Consider the following 14996-nt stretch of genomic DNA (forward strand, 5'->3'; position numbering starts at 1 on the left):
AGTGTCCTGGAGGGGGTGAACAACCGCATCAAGGTGATCAAACGCATGGCCTATGGCTTTCGGGACTCGGCCTACTTTTTCCTGAAAATCAAGGCCGCCTTCCCCGGGAAAGCGCGATGAACCTTTTCTTTTTGCGGCAAGTGCGATACCAATCCTCAGCGCCACTGCTGCAGCGACTCCTTGGCCACCTGGTTCAGTGGCTCGGCGAGCAGGCCGGTGGGCGACAAGCTCACCGAATAGACCGCGCCATCGGCCATGGGCAGATAGGTCACCCGCTGCGCCTCGGGCACGAAAAGGAAGAAGTCGCGCTGAGCCATACGCAGCCAGCGCCAGAAGTCGACGCCGTAAGGGCTGCTCGCCAGTTGCGCGCGCGGATGCTGGGCCAGGTTCTGCTGTTCGATGGCGAGAAAGCGGCCCGACAGGCGCTCCAGCCGATACCCCGGCTGCAGCCCCAGCAGGTTGCCCAGTCCTTTCCACTTGAGCAGCCGCGCATCCAGTTGCCAGAGGTCGCCATCGAGCAACACCTCGCGCTCGACAGCCCCTTCCAGCAAGGTGACTTCATAGCGCTGCGGACCGAGGGATTTGAAGCTCAGGGTCACCAGCGGCCGGTCTTCGGGAAGCGCGTCGTAACTCCACAGGTCCCGGGCGACCAGCGCCACCAGCAACGCCAGCGCCAGGAACGCGAGGCCGCAGGTGCCACGAAGCCAGCCGAGAAACCAGCTGCGGTCGAAGAGGATGCGTCCGGCCACGACCGCGACCAGCACTGCCAGCAGGGCGGTTGCCCAGGCCAGGCCGTCATACTGCATGGAGCCCATTCCTTATGCGTGAAAATGCCGGCATTATGCGCAACTCCCCCCGCCGCAGCCACAAGCCACGCGGCAGTTGTAGACACGGACCTCGTTTTCCATGCCAATCCCCTTCGAGCTGGCGGTCGATCCCGCCACCCTGGCGATTCTCGCCGCTGTTGCCTTCCTTGCCGGATTCATTGACGCCATCGCCGGCGGCGGCGGCCTGCTGACCATCCCCGCCCTGCTCACTGCCGGTCTGCCACCCCACCTGGTGCTGGGCACCAACAAGCTCTGCGCCACCTTCGGATCGGCCACGGCGAGCTACACCTTCTATCGGCGCAAGTTGTTCGACCCGTCGAAATGGCGCAATGCGCTGCTCGCCACCGCCATCGGCGCAGCCTTGGGCGCGGTGATTGCCCACTGGCTGCCCGCCGCCTGGCTCAACCAGATGCTGCCGGTGGTGGTATTCGGCTGCGGCCTCTACCTGCTGTTCGGCAAGACGCCGGATGTCCAGCACAATGAGGACGCGCCCATCGCCCGCGGCCGTCAGTGGCCCCAGGGGCTTGGCCTTGGTTTCTACGACGGTGTCGCCGGCCCCGGCACCGGGGCTTTCTGGACGGTCAGCAGCCTGCTGCTCTATCCCCTGGACCTGGTCCGTGCAAGCGGCGTTGCCCGCAGCATGAACTTCGTCAGCAACGCCATGGCACTGGTGGTGTTCATCGCCGCCGGCCAGGTGGCCTGGGCGCTGGGCATCAGCATGGGCATCGCGCTGATGGCAGGCGCCTTCCTTGGCGCGCGCACCGCCATCACCGGCGGCGCCAAGTTCATCCGTCCGGTATTCATCATGGTGGTGCTGGCGCTGACCGCGCGCCTAGTGTGGCAGCACTGGATCGGCTAGGCCGAGGCGCCGCGCCACATAGAGGTCGATGAGGTAACGCGCGATGGAGCGCTGCGCCGGCAAGGGTGGCAGCGCATCCACGGGGAACCAGCGGGCGTCTTCGATCTCGCCCGGTTGCGGCACGATCTCCCCGCTGCGGTACTCGGCATGGAAACCCAGCATCAGCGAATGCGGGAACGGCCAATTCTGGCTGGCGATGTACTGGATGTTGCCGATTTCCACACCCACCTCTTCCCGCACCTCGCGCACTACGCAGTCTTCCACCGACTCACCCGGCTCGACGAAGCCGGCCAGGGTGCTGTAGACGCCGGTGACGAAGCGCGGCGAGCGCGCCAGCAACAGCTCGTCGCCGCGACTGACCAGCACGATCATGCTCGGCGAAAGGCGCGGATAGTGGTGGACCTCGCAGCTCGGGCAACGCATCGCGCGCTCACCCGCGACCCGCTCCATGCGCTGCCCGCAGCTGCCGCAGAAGCGGTGCTGGTCCGCCCAGGTACCGATCTGGCTGGCGTAGCCGAGCATGCGGAAGATATCCGGATCGCCCTGTAGCATGACCTGGCGCAGCCCCTGCCAGAAGCAGCCAGCCACTTCAGCCGGATGGGCCAGCTCCAGCAGGTAGACCGGCTCGCCGTCGAAATGGCCAATACCATGCTCGGCCAGCACCGGCAGCTCCTGGCGCTTCAACCACTCACGGGGAAAGAGCACGCCGTTGCTGTCGGAAAGGAACTGTTGACGGCAATGGGCCACGACCCAGCCGCCGGGCGTGGAGACATCCAGAAGCCCCGATTGCCAGCGTTCACCCGCCATCTCAGGCCGCCACCGGCAGGCCCAGGGCCCGCACACTATTGGCCGCCAGGTCGAGCACGTCGGACTGGAAGCCGCGACGCATGCCGGCGCCGCCTTCAAGGTAGTACTCAAGGCTGGTCAGGGCATCGGCCAGGGTTTCCAGCATCTGCTCCGACGGCATCCCCGATGCTTCCAGCATTTGCCGCTGGATGTACTCGCCGCAGGCGCCCACCAGGGCCGCTGCGCGTTCCTGGCCGAGGAACCAGAGCCCGCCACGAACCGCTTGCAGGCTCACCGGCACATTGGCCAGATGCGGTTTTTCACCGTTGGATTCCAGGTAGGCGGTGATGGCGCGCTTGGCCAGTGCCAGGCCGGCCTGGGCTTCGTCGAGCACCACGATGCGCGCTTCGGCCAACTGGTGGTTGGCGAAGGATTCGGCCTCGTGTCCCGCTTCGACCAACGGGCGCACACCACGGCGCTCGCCGCTGTCCAGGCCGGCCACCATGCCTTCGACGTAAAGTACGGCGTCGGCCAGTTTCAGCAACTCGTTGGCGTCCACCGGTGAGCCCGAGCCCCAGGCAGCGACCAGCGGCAACTGCACCTGCAGGGCATTGCCAGGAGAATTCAGCCCGACCATCACCAGGGTCTTGGCCAGCTTGCCCAGCAGGGCATGGAGACTCCCGAACGACTCACTGGGCGCGGTGCCGCGCTCGATGAGGTCGATCAGGTCCTTGACGCTATTCAGTTCCTCGAAGATGGCCGAGGACAGCGAGCGCATCACCGACTGACCGGGGCCGGACAGGCGCTGGTATTCCTCCTCCAGGAGCTGATCGGTGAAGGGTAGCGAAGTCATCCCGAAGACTTCGCGCAACTCGCGGGAACGCGGCCCCTGGCTGTCGGCCAGGGCCACGAGGTAGAGGAGTTCCTTCTGCAGGCTGCGTGGCACCTCGTAGGCTGCGTTGCCCAGCAGCAGCTTGAGTTCACGGTCCACGCGGGAGAACAGCTGCTTGCGCGACTTGCGAGGGAGCAGTTGGCCATCCAACTGCGCTTCGATAGCCGCGGCGCCGATCCAGCCCAGGCGTCCGCGAGGCTGATCGGCGTACAGACGCCCGATGCCGCCCAGGGCACGCTCCATCGTACGCAGCGCGCTCGGCACCTTCTGGCCGCGGAGGAATCCGAGCAGGCCCTGCTGGTAGGCCTGACGGAAACGCCGCCCCAGCGCTACGACATCGACGCCTTCCGGCAGGGCGGACGCCGGTGCCTGGCGCGACAGATCCAGGCGCACGCTGAAGAAATAGCTCTCCGGCAGCGGCGGCTGGCCACCGGCCTGACGCAGGTCGTTGATCGCCGGCAGCAGCAGTTCGGGCATTTCCTGCCGATGCACGTCGAGGTTTTCCAGGTAGCGGCGCAGCACATGCAGTGCATTGCTCAGGGCCGCCAGTTGGACATCGCGTTCCTCGCCAGCGCCGGCGGGAATGTCGGTGGCCTGGTCGAGCAGCTCCTGGGCCAGCAGTTCGGCGCCGGCCAGTTCGATCAGATTGAGCGTGCCACGCACCTGGTGCATGGCTTCCACGGCCTGCTGCAGCAGGCCGCCGTTATGGCGCTCGGCAATGAACTGCTCGAGGCTATGTTCCGCCTGCTCCATGGTGGCGAACAGCTCATCGCGCACCAGACCCAGCGAAGTGACTCCAGTGACCATGCCTCAATGCGCCTCCCGCGCGTGTGTGCGGTACCGCATCAGTCAGCGAACTCTGGCTTCTGCTTGCTCATGTGGGCCGCCATCGCCACACGCAGATCGGCCGATTGCAGCATGGCCGCGTTCCAGGTGGCGATGTACTCGAGACCATCATCCACCCGATGGTCGCGCATGTAACGGATCATTTCCTTGGTGCCGCGCACCGCGATGGGCGACTTGGCGGCGATCTGACGGGCGATACCGAACACACCGTCGAGCAGCGCATCCTGGTTCTCGAAGGTGCGGTTCACCAGCCCCAGGCGCTGGGCCTCTTCGCCATCGATGGTGCGGCCGGTGTAGGCCAGCTCGCGCATCATGCCGTCGCCGATGATGCGCGGCAGGCGCTGCAGGGTGCCGACGTCGGCGGCCATGCCGATGTCGATTTCCTTGATGGAGAATTGCGCATCGCCGGTGGAATAGCGCATGTCGCAGGCCGAAATCAGGTCGATGGCGCCGCCCAGGCAGTAGCCCTGGATGGCCGCGATAACCGGTTTGCTGCAGTTGTCGACGGCGTTGAACGAGGCCTGCAGTTCGAGAATCTTGCGGCGCAGCGCGCGCGCGTTGCGGCCGGCATCAGGGCCCAGCTGGGCACCGACCGAGGCCAGCATCATCAGGTCGATGCCGGAGGAGAAATGCTTGCCCGCGCCGGAAAGCACCACCACCCGTACTTCGTCGTTGTCCTCGATCTCGCGGAAGATCTCGACGATTTCCTTCCAGAAATCCGCGTTCATCGCGTTGATCTTTTCCGGACGGTTGATCTGCACATGGGCGATCTTGTCTGCCAACTCTACACGGAAGGCTTTGTAATCAGGCACGGGTCAGTCCTCGGCGTGCGCCATAGAAATGGTGTCAATCAGGAAGCCCGGCAACTATAACAAGCACAAGGTAAATGTCGATGCCGCCCACTGTGACGCAGGCCACGCCCCCCGCAATTGCCACTTCACCTGGAAAAGCCGGCTTAAACGCTTGATCTAGTTGGACCAGGCTGGCACCTTCCCTGCGCCTTCCAATCACCACCAACCCAGGGAAAATCTCGATGCCCGCCACACCTGCCGCGGCCCTCGGCCGCAATTTCCTCGGCCATTCGCCGCAGTGGTACAAGCTGTCAATCATCGCCTTCGTGATACTGAACCCGCTGGCGCTCTGGACGCTGGGGCCGGTAGTGACGTCGTGGATGCTGGTGGGCGAGTTCATCTTCTCCCTGGCCATGGCGCTCAAGTGCTATCCGCTGCTGCCCGGCGGGTTGCTGGTGGTCGAAGCGCTGCTGCTCGGCCTGGCGACGCCCGAGGCGGTATATGGGGAGCTGCTGCACAACTTCCCGGTCATCCTGCTGCTGATGTTCATGGTGGCGGGCATCTACTTCATGCGGGACCTGCTGCTCCTGGTGTTCTCCCACCTGTTGCTCGGCGTGCGCAGCAAGACGTTGCTGGCGCTGATGTTCTGCATGCTGGCGGCCTTTCTCTCGGCCTTCCTCGATGCGCTGACGGTGACCGCGGTGATCATCAGCGTCTGCCTGGGTTTCTACGCCGTCTACCACCGCGTGGCCTCGGGCAAGGGCGCGCACGAAGACCACAGCCCGGACTCCGACAGCGAGATCGCCGGCACCAGCCGCGAGGATCTGGACACCTTCCGCGCCTTCCTGCGCAGCCTGCTGATGCATGCCGCCGTGGGCACGGCACTGGGCGGCGTCTGCACCCTGGTGGGCGAACCTCAGAACCTGCTGATCGGCCACGAAGCCGGCTGGCATTTCAAGGACTTCTTCCTGCATATGGCGCCGGTGTCCATGCCGGTACTGGCGGCCGGACTGCTGACCTGCGTGCTGCTGGAGAAGCTGCGCTGGTTCGGCTATGGCGCGGAGCTGCCAGACAACGTGCGCCACATACTGGCGGAGTTCGCCGAGAAAGAAAGAGCGCAGCGCACCCTGAGCCATCGCATGCAACTGATGGTCCAGGGCGCCGCGGTGGTGCTGCTGATCGTCTGTCTTGCGCTGCATGTGGCCGAGGTCGGCCTGATCGGCCTGCTGGTCATCGTGCTGATCACCAGCTTCAACGGCATCACTGACGAACATCAGATCGGCCGGGCCTTCCAGGACGCCCTGCCCTTCACCGCGCTGCTGGTGGCCTTCTTCGCGGTCGTGGCGGTGATCCAGCAACAGCACCTGTTCACGCCGATCATCCACGCGGTACTGGCCCTGCCGCTGGAACAGCAGCCGGGCATGCTGTTCATCGCCAACGGCCTGCTATCGGCCATCAGCGACAACGTCTTCGTCGCCACCATCTACATCACGGAAGTGAAGAACGCGCTGCAGGCCGGGAACATGACCCGCGAGCACTTCGATACCCTGGCAGTGGCCATCAACACCGGCACCAACCTGCCCAGCGTCGCCACGCCCAATGGCCAGGCCGCCTTCCTGTTCCTGCTCACCTCGTCCATCGCACCGCTGGTGCGCCTGTCCTACGGGCGCATGGTGTGGATGGCCCTGCCCTACACCATTGTGATGGGCGTGCTCGGCTGGTGGGCCGTCAGCTACTGGCTCTGAGGGCCGCCTCCGCCTGCACCCGATTGCGCCACTGGCGCCAGCTGTACAGCGGAATGCCGGCCATCAGCACGAGGAAGCCCCAGAAGATGGCCTGCTCGCCGGTGCCGTACAGGGCCCAGATGGAATAGACGAAGCCCAGCACGCCGATGACCACCAGGCGGCCCCGCTCAGGCTCGGAGAAATCACCGGGCTGCACCGCCAGCTGCTGCAGCAGCGCGGCGGTGCAGAAGGCGTAGGGCACGACGCCGGTCATGGTGCCGAGCAGGATGATCACGTTGAACACGTCCACCAGGTCGCCCTGGCCATCGATCAGCACCAGTGCGGTGACCAGCACGCCGGAAACCAGCAGGCCATGGGCGGGTACGCCGTACTTGTTGGTCTGCGCCAGGGACTCGGGCATCAGCCCGTCACGAGCGGTCGCCATGGGGATCTGCCCCTGCAGCAGCACCCAGCCATTGAGCGCGCCAAGGCAGGCGATCACCGCGCCCGCCGCCACCAGGTGATAGCCCCACTCCCCCACCAGCACCCGCGCCGCGTCGGCGAAGGGGGCGGTGGAACGTGCCAGCTCATCGGGAGGCAGCACCCCCTGCACCGCGGTAATGGAAAGGATGTACACCGCGGCCGCCACCAGGGTGCCGAACACCGTGGCACGCGGGATGGTGCGCCGGGGGTTGTCGACGTCGTCCGCCGGCACGGTCGCCGACTCCAGTCCGATGAAGGACCACAGGGTCAGCGCCGCCGTGGTGGCGATGGCCTGGGCATAGCCGCCAGCGCCGGCCGGCAATTCACGCACTTCGGGAATACGCAGGTACTCGGGGTTGAAGGAAAACCAGCCGAGCACGCCCACCAGCAGCAGCGGCACCAGTTTGAGCGCCGTCAGCACGTTCTGCGCCAGGCCGAAGGCGCCGATCCCGCGCAGATTGATCAGGGTGCAGAGCCAGATGGCGCCGATGGCGGTGGAAACCATCAGCACCGGGTCGCGCAACGCTGGAATGAACACCTGCAGATAGCCCACCAGGGTGACGGCGATGGCGGCGTTGCCGATCCAGGCCGCCTTCCAGTAGGTCCAGGCGCAGAGGTAGCCGGCGAAGCTGCCGAAACCGTCCCGGGTATAGGCGTAGGGGCCCCCGGCGGACGGATTGAGCCGCGCCAGGCGGGCGAAGGTCAGGGCCAGGATCACCGCGCCGGTACTGGAGATCAGCCAGCCGAACAGACTGAGGCCGCCATAGGCTGCGAGGCTGGAAGGCAGCAGGAACCCCCCCGAACCGATCATGTTGCCCACGACCAGCGCAGTGCAGGTCCAGAACCCCATGCTGCCGCGCGATTTCCCCTCGCTTCCTGACGCCATAGGTGCCCCTGCCAGCCGGTTTATTCGCTGATGCAATCCACGGTATAGCAGCGCCCTGTGGGACTTTCCTGACAGTGCAGCCCATGCACGTCGATATCGAAGCCAGGGAAGCTCTGGTCGAAAGTCCGTGCGAACTCCAGGTAGTCGATGATCGCGCGGGTTTCCACAGTGAAGCGCTCGCCCGGCATGATCAGCGGGATACCCGGCGGATAAGGCACCAGCATCACCGCTGCGATGCGCCCCTGCAGCCTGTCCAGGGGCACCGCCTCCACCTCGCCGCGCACCAGCTTGTCGTAGGCGTCAGCCGGCTTCATCGCCAGCTCCGGCAGCGTGGTGTACATGCTCCGCAGCGCCTTGGGCGTGGCGCTCTTGCGGTAACAGGCGTGCAGTGCGTCGCAGAGGTCGCGCAGCCCCATGCCGGCATAGTGCGCACCGTGGGCCGTGGCGATGGAAGGCAGCGCCTCGGTCAGGGGCTGGTTGGCGTCGTAGCCGCGCTTGAATTCCAGGAGCTCGGTGAGCAGCGTGCTCCACTTGCCCTTGGTGATGCCCATGGAGAACAGCACCAGGAAGGAATAGAGGCCGGTCTTCTCAACCACCAACCCGCGCTCCCAGAGGAACTTGCTGACCACCGCCGCCGGAATGCCCTGCTCGCCCAGCTTGCCGTCCGCGCTCAGGCCGGGGGTCACCAGGGTGACCTTGATCGGGTCCAGCAGCACGTAGTCTTCCGCCACCTCGCCAAAGCCGTGCCAGTCCGCGTCCGGGCGCAGCAGCCAGTCCTTGGTGACCACCGCGTCCGCCCCTTCCACCAGTGGCGGCTCCCAGATATCGAACCACCAGTCGTCCGCCGCCAGGTTCTGCCAGACGTTGGCCAGCGCGCGGCGGAAGCGCAGGGCCTCGTCAAAGGTTTCCTGGATGAGCGAACGCCCGGCCGGCCCTTCCATCATGGCCGAGGCCACGTCGAGGGAGGCGATGATGCCGTACTGGGGCGAGGTGGAGATGTGCATCATGAAGGCTTCGTTGAAGCGGTGCCGGTCCAGCTGGCGCGCGCCGCCATCCTGCACGTGGATCATCGAGGCCTGGCTGAAGGCCGCCAGCAGCTTGTGGGTCGAATGGGTGGTGAACACCAGCGGCGAATGTTCTTCGCGGCGGGTGCACATGCCGTAGCGCCCGGCGTAGAACTCGTGGAAGGCGGCGTAGGCATACCAGGCTTCATCGAAGTGCAGCACGCCCACCGAATCGCCCAGGGCCTGCTTGATCAGCTCGGCGTTGTAGCAGAGCCCGTCGTAGGTGGAGTTGGTCACCACGGCGAGCTTCACCTTCGGCTCACGCCCCTTGGCCAGCGGGCTGGCGGCGATCTTCGCCTGGATCGACTCACGGCTGAATTCGCTCAGGGGGATCGGCCCGATGATGCCCAGCTCATTGCGTTCCGGCGTCAGGTAGAGCGGGATGGCGCCGGTCATGATGATCGAGTGGAGAATGGACTTGTGGCAGTTGCGGTCCACCAGCACTAGGTCGTCGCGGCCGACCATCGAGTGCCAGACGATCTTGTTCGCAGTCGACGTGCCATTGATGACGAAGAAGGTGTGGTCAGCGCCGAAGTTGTGTGCGGCCCTGGCCTCGGCCTCGGCCAGCGGGCCGGTGTGGTCCAGCAGGGAGCCGAGTTCCGGCACCGACACCGAGAGGTCCGAGCGCAGCGTGTTCTCACCGAAGAACTGGTGAAAAGCCTGCCCCACCGGGCTTTTGCGGTAGGCCACACCACCACCGTGCCCCGGCGTGTGCCAAGAATAGTTGGATTGCGCGGTGTGCTCCACCAGGGCACGGAAGAACGGCGGCAGTAGCCCTTCCAGATAGTTGCGCGCGGCGCGGGCGACCTGCCGGGCGAGAAAGGGCACGGTGTCTTCGTAGAGATAGAGCAGGCCGCGCAACTGGTTGAGGTCGGCCATGGCCTCGGCCGGCGCGTTCTCGATGGTCACCTGTTCGCCGAGGGCGAAGATCGGCAGCTGCGGCGCGCGAACCCGGGCAACGCGGATCAGCTCCACCATGTCCTGCAACAGGCGCTGGTTTTCCCCGGCGCCCTCGGCGGCAACGAGGATGCAGGCCAGACCGTGGTGGGTAGAGGCGACGATGCGCCCTTCGGCGGAGCTGGCGGTGGAAAGGATGGTGAAACCGTCCTGCTCCAGTTCGCGGGCGATGGCGCGGACCCGGTCGCCGGCGACGGTGTCGGCCTTGATATCACGATGGACGATAAGGACGGGAAACTTGAGCTCTTTGTACATTGTCGCTCCCTGAGGGGCGGGCCCGGCCCGCTTTTTCCTCAGGGTAGAAGCTCACTCGCGGGGGCGGTACCCCTGCTGCCTCAGGCTGTACGTAAAGGTCGCAATCAGGAAGCCGGCGGCGTTTCCATCTGCACCCAGAGAGGGGGCGCCCCGGCGGACTTCTCGATGATCGCCAGGCGCGCGGCGTGGGCAGCCAGTTCTTCTTCCGTGGCCCGGATGACCCGGCCGCGCGAGCGATCGGCCGGCAGGCGGCGGATCGGCGAAGCCTGCGCGCGGCCACCGCTGCCATCGCCACCGTCCCCGGCGAGGGAAAGGTTGGTCTGCCCGCCGGTCATCGCCAGGTAGACGTCGGCGAGGATCTCGGCGTCAAGCAGTGCGCCGTGCAGTTCGCGGTTGGAGTTGTCGACGTCGTAGCGCTTGCACAAGGCGTCGAGGCTGTTGCGCTGCCCCGGATGACGCTCGCGGGCCATCAGCAGGGTATCGAGCACCGTGCAGTACTCGCTGACGTCGCTTCGTTCGCTCTGCCCCAGCAGGGCGAACTCGTTGTTGATGAAACCGATATCGAACGCTGCGTTGTGGATGATCAGCTCGGCGCCCTTGATGAACTCGAAGAACTCGTCGGCGATGTCCTTGAAGCGCGGCTTGCCCACCAGGAATTCGTTGGTGATGCCGTGTACCGCGATGGCGCCTTCATCCACCTCGCGGTCAGGCTGCAGGTAAACGTGGAAGTGCCGCCCGGTCAGGCGACGGCCTTCCATCTCGACGCAGCCGATCTCGATGACACGGTGGCCATCGGTGACCGGCATGCCGGTGGTTTCAGTGTCCAGTACTACATAACGCATGTTCAGAACCTATGAAGGAGGTTGCCGCAAGGGGCCAATTCTAGCGGGCACCCAGCTCGCTGACACCCCGATTCGCCAACTGGTCGGCGCGCTCGTTGCCGGGGTGGCCGGTATGGCCGCGCACCCACTGCCAGCGCACGCTGTGGCGGTTGACCTGCTCGTCCAGCGCCTGCCAGAGGTCGGCATTCTTCACCGGCTGCCTGGCGGCGGTCTTCCAGCCGCGCTTCTTCCAGTTGGGCATCCACTCGGTGATGCCCTGCATCACGTACTGGGAGTCGGTGATGATCTTCACCTCGCAGGGACGCTTGAGCGCCACCAGGCCCATGATGGCGGCCATCAGTTCCATGCGGTTGTTGGTGGTGTTGGGCTCGCCGCCCCAGAGTTCGCGCTCTGCGCCCTTGTAGACCAGCAATGCACCCCAGCCGCCCGGGCCGGGATTGCCCTTGCAGGCGCCGTCGGTATAGATCTCGACCAGATCGCTCACTTATGCCTCATGTTTCGAATCGCACCGGCTGACCTTGGCAACCGGCATGGGGACCAGTTTGCCCATGGGCTCGCGCCGGGGCTGACGCAGCGGCCGCAGGCCGATCACCAGCTTGCGCGCCACCAATAGATAGAAGCCCGCGCCGAACCATTGTCCGGCGGCGCCCCAGTGCTCCAGGCGGGCCAGACGGGTTTGCCAGGCGGCCGAAGCGAGCGGCGGACGATAGCACCCGAAGCGGCGTTTCTCCAGCGCGAAGCCCAGCAGGTTGAGCCAGTCGCAGACCTTCGCCGGCGAGATGCAACGCGCCTGGTGCAGGGCATCCCGGGCGAAATAATGCCGCACGCCCCAGGCGCTCCACGGATTGACGCCGACGATGATCAGGTGCCCGCCAGGGCGTACGCTGCGAGCCGCTTCGCGCAGCAGACTGTGGGGAGAGAGGCAGAAATCCAGGCCGTGCTGCAGCACCACCACGTCGGCAGCGTGTTCGCTGAGGGGCCAGGCGGCTTCCTCGCAGGCGATTTCAACCCCCGGCAATGGCGCGCCGAGGTGAACGCTGCGCTGGATCTGTTTGGCTCCCGGCGGTAACTCCGCACGCGGACCGTAGTGCACCAGGTAGCCACCGAAGTACCGCGCCAGTTCGTCCTCCAGCAAACGCTGCTCTTCGAACAGCATCAGCCCGCCCAGGGGGCCGGAGAACCAGGAACGGGCCCGGGCGATCAGTTCCAGCCAGTCGGCATCGGCTTGAGCAAATGCTTTCTCGGTCATGGCAATCTCCTGCGTCAGAGCCCTAAGATGCTCCATTGCTTTCAGCTTGGCGACTCCCTTCATGATCCAGATTGACGCTCTCCCCGCCTTTTCCGACAACTACCTCTGGCTGCTGCAGGATGCCGGCACGCGCCGCTGTGCCGTGGTCGACCCCGGCGATGCCGCGCCGGTGCTGGCCTGGCTCGACGCCCATCCGGGCTGGACGCTGACCGATATCCTGGTCACCCACCATCATCACGACCATGTCGGCGGCGTGGCGCGCCTCAAGGAAGCCTGCGGTGCCCGCGTCTTGGGGCCGGCGCAGGAGAAGATCCCGGCGCGTGACCAGGCCCTGGTCGATGGCGACACCGTGCAGGTGCTCGGCCTGGACTTCCAGGTGTTCGAGGTACCCGGCCATACCCTGGGGCATATCGCCTATTACCATGCGGACAACGACCGCCCCTTGCTTTTCTGCGGCGATACGCTGTTCGCCGCCGGTTGCGGCCGCCTGTTCGAAGGCACCCCGGAGCAGATGCACCATTCCCTGAGCCGCCTGGCCGCGCTGCCGGCGGCCACCCTGGTGTTCTGCACCCACGAATACACCCTCAGCAACCTGCGCTTCGCCAAAGCGGTGGAGCCCGGCAACCACGCCACTTCCGAGCGTTTCGACGCTGTCACCCGGTTGCGCGAACAGGGTGGCATCAGCCTGCCATCGAACATCGCCCTGGAACGGGCCACCAACCCCTTCCTGCGGGTAGCTGAAACATCCGTTAAACAAATGGCCGACGAGCGGGCCGGCCGGGACAACGCAACGCCCGCCGAGGTCTTCGCGGTTCTGCGGGCCTGGAAGGATCAGTTCTGAACACCCGGTCAGGCTGTGGCCGACTGGTGAAAACTTGACCAGCCATAGGTCGATTTCTAGAATCGCCGGACTTTTTTGCCGGAAAAACCCCACAGCCAATGTTGTCTTCGCCGATCAAAACCTTCGACCTGGATGCATTGGCACGGGCCGCGCGCGCGCTCGTCGTGGTGTGCGCTGCCACCCTTGCCGGCTGTTCGGGCGTGGCTCAGAAGAGCGACGACCCGGGCCAGGATACCGACCGCGCCCTGGACATGAGCCAGCAGGCCCAGTGGCTGGAAGAAGCCGAAACCGAGCGCGAACCCCAGGACATCTGGGAGCGCATGCGCAATGGCTTCAAGCTGCAGGACGAAATCGGCGTCAACCCGCGTGTCGAGCGCCAGCGCCTCTGGTACGTAAGCAAGCCGTCTTTCCTGGAAAGCGCCAGCGCCCGCGGCAGTCTCTATATCCACTACGTGGTGGAGCGCCTGGAAGAGCGCAACATGCCCCTCGAACTGGCGCTGCTGCCGGTCGTGGAAAGCGCCTACAACCCCTTCGCCTATTCCCGTAGCCACGCCGTCGGCATCTGGCAGTTCATCCCGTCCACCGGCCGTTACTACAACCTGCGCCAGACCAACTGGTACGACGGCCGCCGCGACATTACCGCCTCCACCAACGCCGCTCTGAACTATCTGGACCGCCTGCACGAAATGTTCAACGGCGACTGGCTGCTGGCACTGGCGGCCTACAACGCCGGCGAGGGCACCGTCAGCCGCGCCATCGAACGCAACCAGAAGCTCGGCCTGCCGACCGACTACTGGAACCTCCCGCTCCCCCAGGAAACCCAGGACTACGTACCCAAGCTGCTGGCCCTGTCGCAACTGGTGATGGCACCGCAAGCCTATGGCGTGAACCTCAGCCCCATCGCCAATGAGCCTTACTTCGAAGTGGTGGAGGTCAAGCAGCAGCGTCTCGATCTGTCCCAGGTCGCCGAACTGGCCGACATGGAAGCCGACGAGATGTACCAGCTCAACCCGGCCTTCAAGAAGCGCATCACCATGGACGGCCCGCAGCATCTGCTGGTGCCCACCGACAAGGCCGAACTGCTGACCGCCAACCTCGCCCTGATGAAGCCCAGGGAACTGGTGGACTGGCAACAGTACCGCGTGCGCAACGGCGACAGCCTGCATGGCATCGCCAACCGCTACCACGTGACAATCAAAACGCTGAAAGAGATCAACGGCCTGTCCAGCAACCACCTGCGGGTAGGCCAGCAGCTGGCCATTCCGGTCGAGCCGGGCCTCAAGCCCGATCAACCGCTGTTCCAGACCGTGGCCAGCGCTCCCGCCCCAGCCACGGCGCGCAGCCACAAGGTCAGGCGCGGTGACAACCTCTGGAGCATCGCCCGCCAGTACAAGGTGAACGTGCAGGACATCAAGCGCTGGAACCGGCTCAAGGGCAATCAGCTCAAGGCCGGCCAGGTGTTGAAGCTGCAAGGTGGCGCCACCCAAGTCGCCAGCGCCGGCAAGAGCACGACGAAGACAAGCTCCAAACGTGGCGGCCGCGAATCGGTGACCTACTACAAGGTCAAGCAGGGGGACTCGCTCTACCTGATCGCCAAGCGCTTCAAGGTAGAGATGAAGCACCTGCAGCGCTGGAACCCCCGCAGCGGCAGCAGCCTGAAGCCGGGCCAGACACTGACCCTCTACCTGCCCTGA

The 14996-nt window shown here is 65.4% G+C and carries 14 protein-coding genes; 5 read left to right on the forward strand and 9 right to left on the reverse strand.

All coding sequences use genetic code 11. From position 1 onward, the window contains the following. On the forward strand, positions 1-120 hold a 120-nt coding region (locus ACFW0B_RS13540; protein WP_449147397.1), incomplete at its 5' end, for a transposase. A 35-nt stretch (positions 121-155) separates the two neighbouring features. Here the strand turns inward: ACFW0B_RS13540 and ACFW0B_RS13545 are convergent. Next, entirely contained in the window at positions 156-806 is a 651-nt protein-coding gene (locus ACFW0B_RS13545) for a hypothetical protein (protein WP_449148929.1), read from the reverse strand. A gap of 100 nt (positions 807-906) precedes the next feature. On the opposite strand from ACFW0B_RS13545, the gene ACFW0B_RS13550 reads away from it, so the two are divergent. Continuing rightward, positions 907-1686, forward strand: coding sequence for a TSUP family transporter (locus tag ACFW0B_RS13550; protein WP_459251712.1), 780 nt, complete (start codon positions 907-909; stop codon positions 1684-1686). Here ACFW0B_RS13550 and nudC read toward each other — a convergent pair. The 3 genes from nudC to ACFW0B_RS13565 are packed head-to-tail and all read right to left on the reverse strand — an operon-like array spanning position 1660 to position 5022. Beyond that, entirely contained in the window at positions 1660-2493 is an 834-nt protein-coding gene (gene nudC, locus ACFW0B_RS13555) for an NAD(+) diphosphatase (protein ID WP_449148931.1), read from the reverse strand. The genes ACFW0B_RS13550 and nudC overlap by 27 nt on opposite strands. Before the next feature lies 1 nt (position 2494). Next, a complete protein-coding gene (locus ACFW0B_RS13560; RefSeq protein WP_449148933.1) occupies positions 2495-4171 on the reverse strand; it encodes a ferrous iron transporter B in 1677 nt (558 codons plus the stop codon). Between the two features lie 38 nt (positions 4172-4209). Next, positions 4210-5022 carry a crotonase/enoyl-CoA hydratase family protein gene (locus ACFW0B_RS13565; RefSeq protein ID WP_449148935.1) on the reverse strand — a complete coding sequence of 271 codons (813 nt, stop codon included), beginning with the start codon at positions 5020-5022 and terminating at the stop codon, positions 4210-4212. Positions 5023-5243: 221 nt separating this feature from the next. Here ACFW0B_RS13565 and nhaB point away from each other — a divergent pair, with 221 nt between their 5' ends. Then, entirely contained in the window at positions 5244-6746 is a 1503-nt protein-coding gene (nhaB, locus tag ACFW0B_RS13570; protein WP_449148937.1) for a sodium/proton antiporter NhaB, read from the forward strand. Here the strand turns inward: nhaB and ACFW0B_RS13575 are convergent. The 5 genes from ACFW0B_RS13575 to ACFW0B_RS13595 form a co-directional block, all read right to left on the reverse strand. Then, positions 6730-8058, reverse strand: a complete 1329-nt coding sequence (locus tag ACFW0B_RS13575; RefSeq protein WP_449148939.1) for an amino acid permease — start codon at positions 8056-8058, stop codon at positions 6730-6732. The two genes, nhaB and ACFW0B_RS13575, sit on opposite strands and share 17 nt — an antisense overlap. Before the next feature lie 56 nt (positions 8059-8114). Next, on the reverse strand, positions 8115-10370 hold the full coding sequence (locus ACFW0B_RS13580) for an Orn/Lys/Arg family decarboxylase (RefSeq protein ID WP_449148941.1): 2256 nt from the start codon (positions 10368-10370) through the stop codon (positions 8115-8117). Positions 10371-10474: 104 nt separating this feature from the next. Beyond that, a complete protein-coding gene (gene dnaQ / locus ACFW0B_RS13585) occupies positions 10475-11212 on the reverse strand; it encodes a DNA polymerase III subunit epsilon (protein ID WP_449148943.1) in 738 nt (245 codons plus the stop codon). Positions 11213-11252: 40 nt separating this feature from the next. Next, on the reverse strand, positions 11253-11696 hold the full coding sequence (gene rnhA / locus ACFW0B_RS13590) for a ribonuclease HI (RefSeq protein WP_449148945.1): 444 nt from the start codon (positions 11694-11696) through the stop codon (positions 11253-11255). After that, positions 11697-12461 carry a methyltransferase domain-containing protein gene (locus tag ACFW0B_RS13595; protein ID WP_449148947.1) on the reverse strand — a complete coding sequence of 255 codons (765 nt, stop codon included), beginning with the start codon at positions 12459-12461 and terminating at the stop codon, positions 11697-11699. A gap of 61 nt (positions 12462-12522) precedes the next feature. On the opposite strand from ACFW0B_RS13595, the gene gloB reads away from it, so the two are divergent. Further along, complete coding sequence (gene gloB, locus ACFW0B_RS13600; protein WP_449148949.1) at positions 12523-13302, forward strand: hydroxyacylglutathione hydrolase; 780 nt, start codon at positions 12523-12525, stop codon at positions 13300-13302. A 98-nt stretch (positions 13303-13400) separates the two neighbouring features. Further along, entirely contained in the window at positions 13401-14996 is a 1596-nt protein-coding gene (locus ACFW0B_RS13605) for a lytic transglycosylase (RefSeq protein WP_449148951.1), read from the forward strand.

It is taken from the genome of Metapseudomonas phytobenefica (assembly GCF_043392685.1).
In the GTDB taxonomy this organism is placed as follows: domain Bacteria; phylum Pseudomonadota; class Gammaproteobacteria; order Pseudomonadales; family Pseudomonadaceae; genus Metapseudomonas.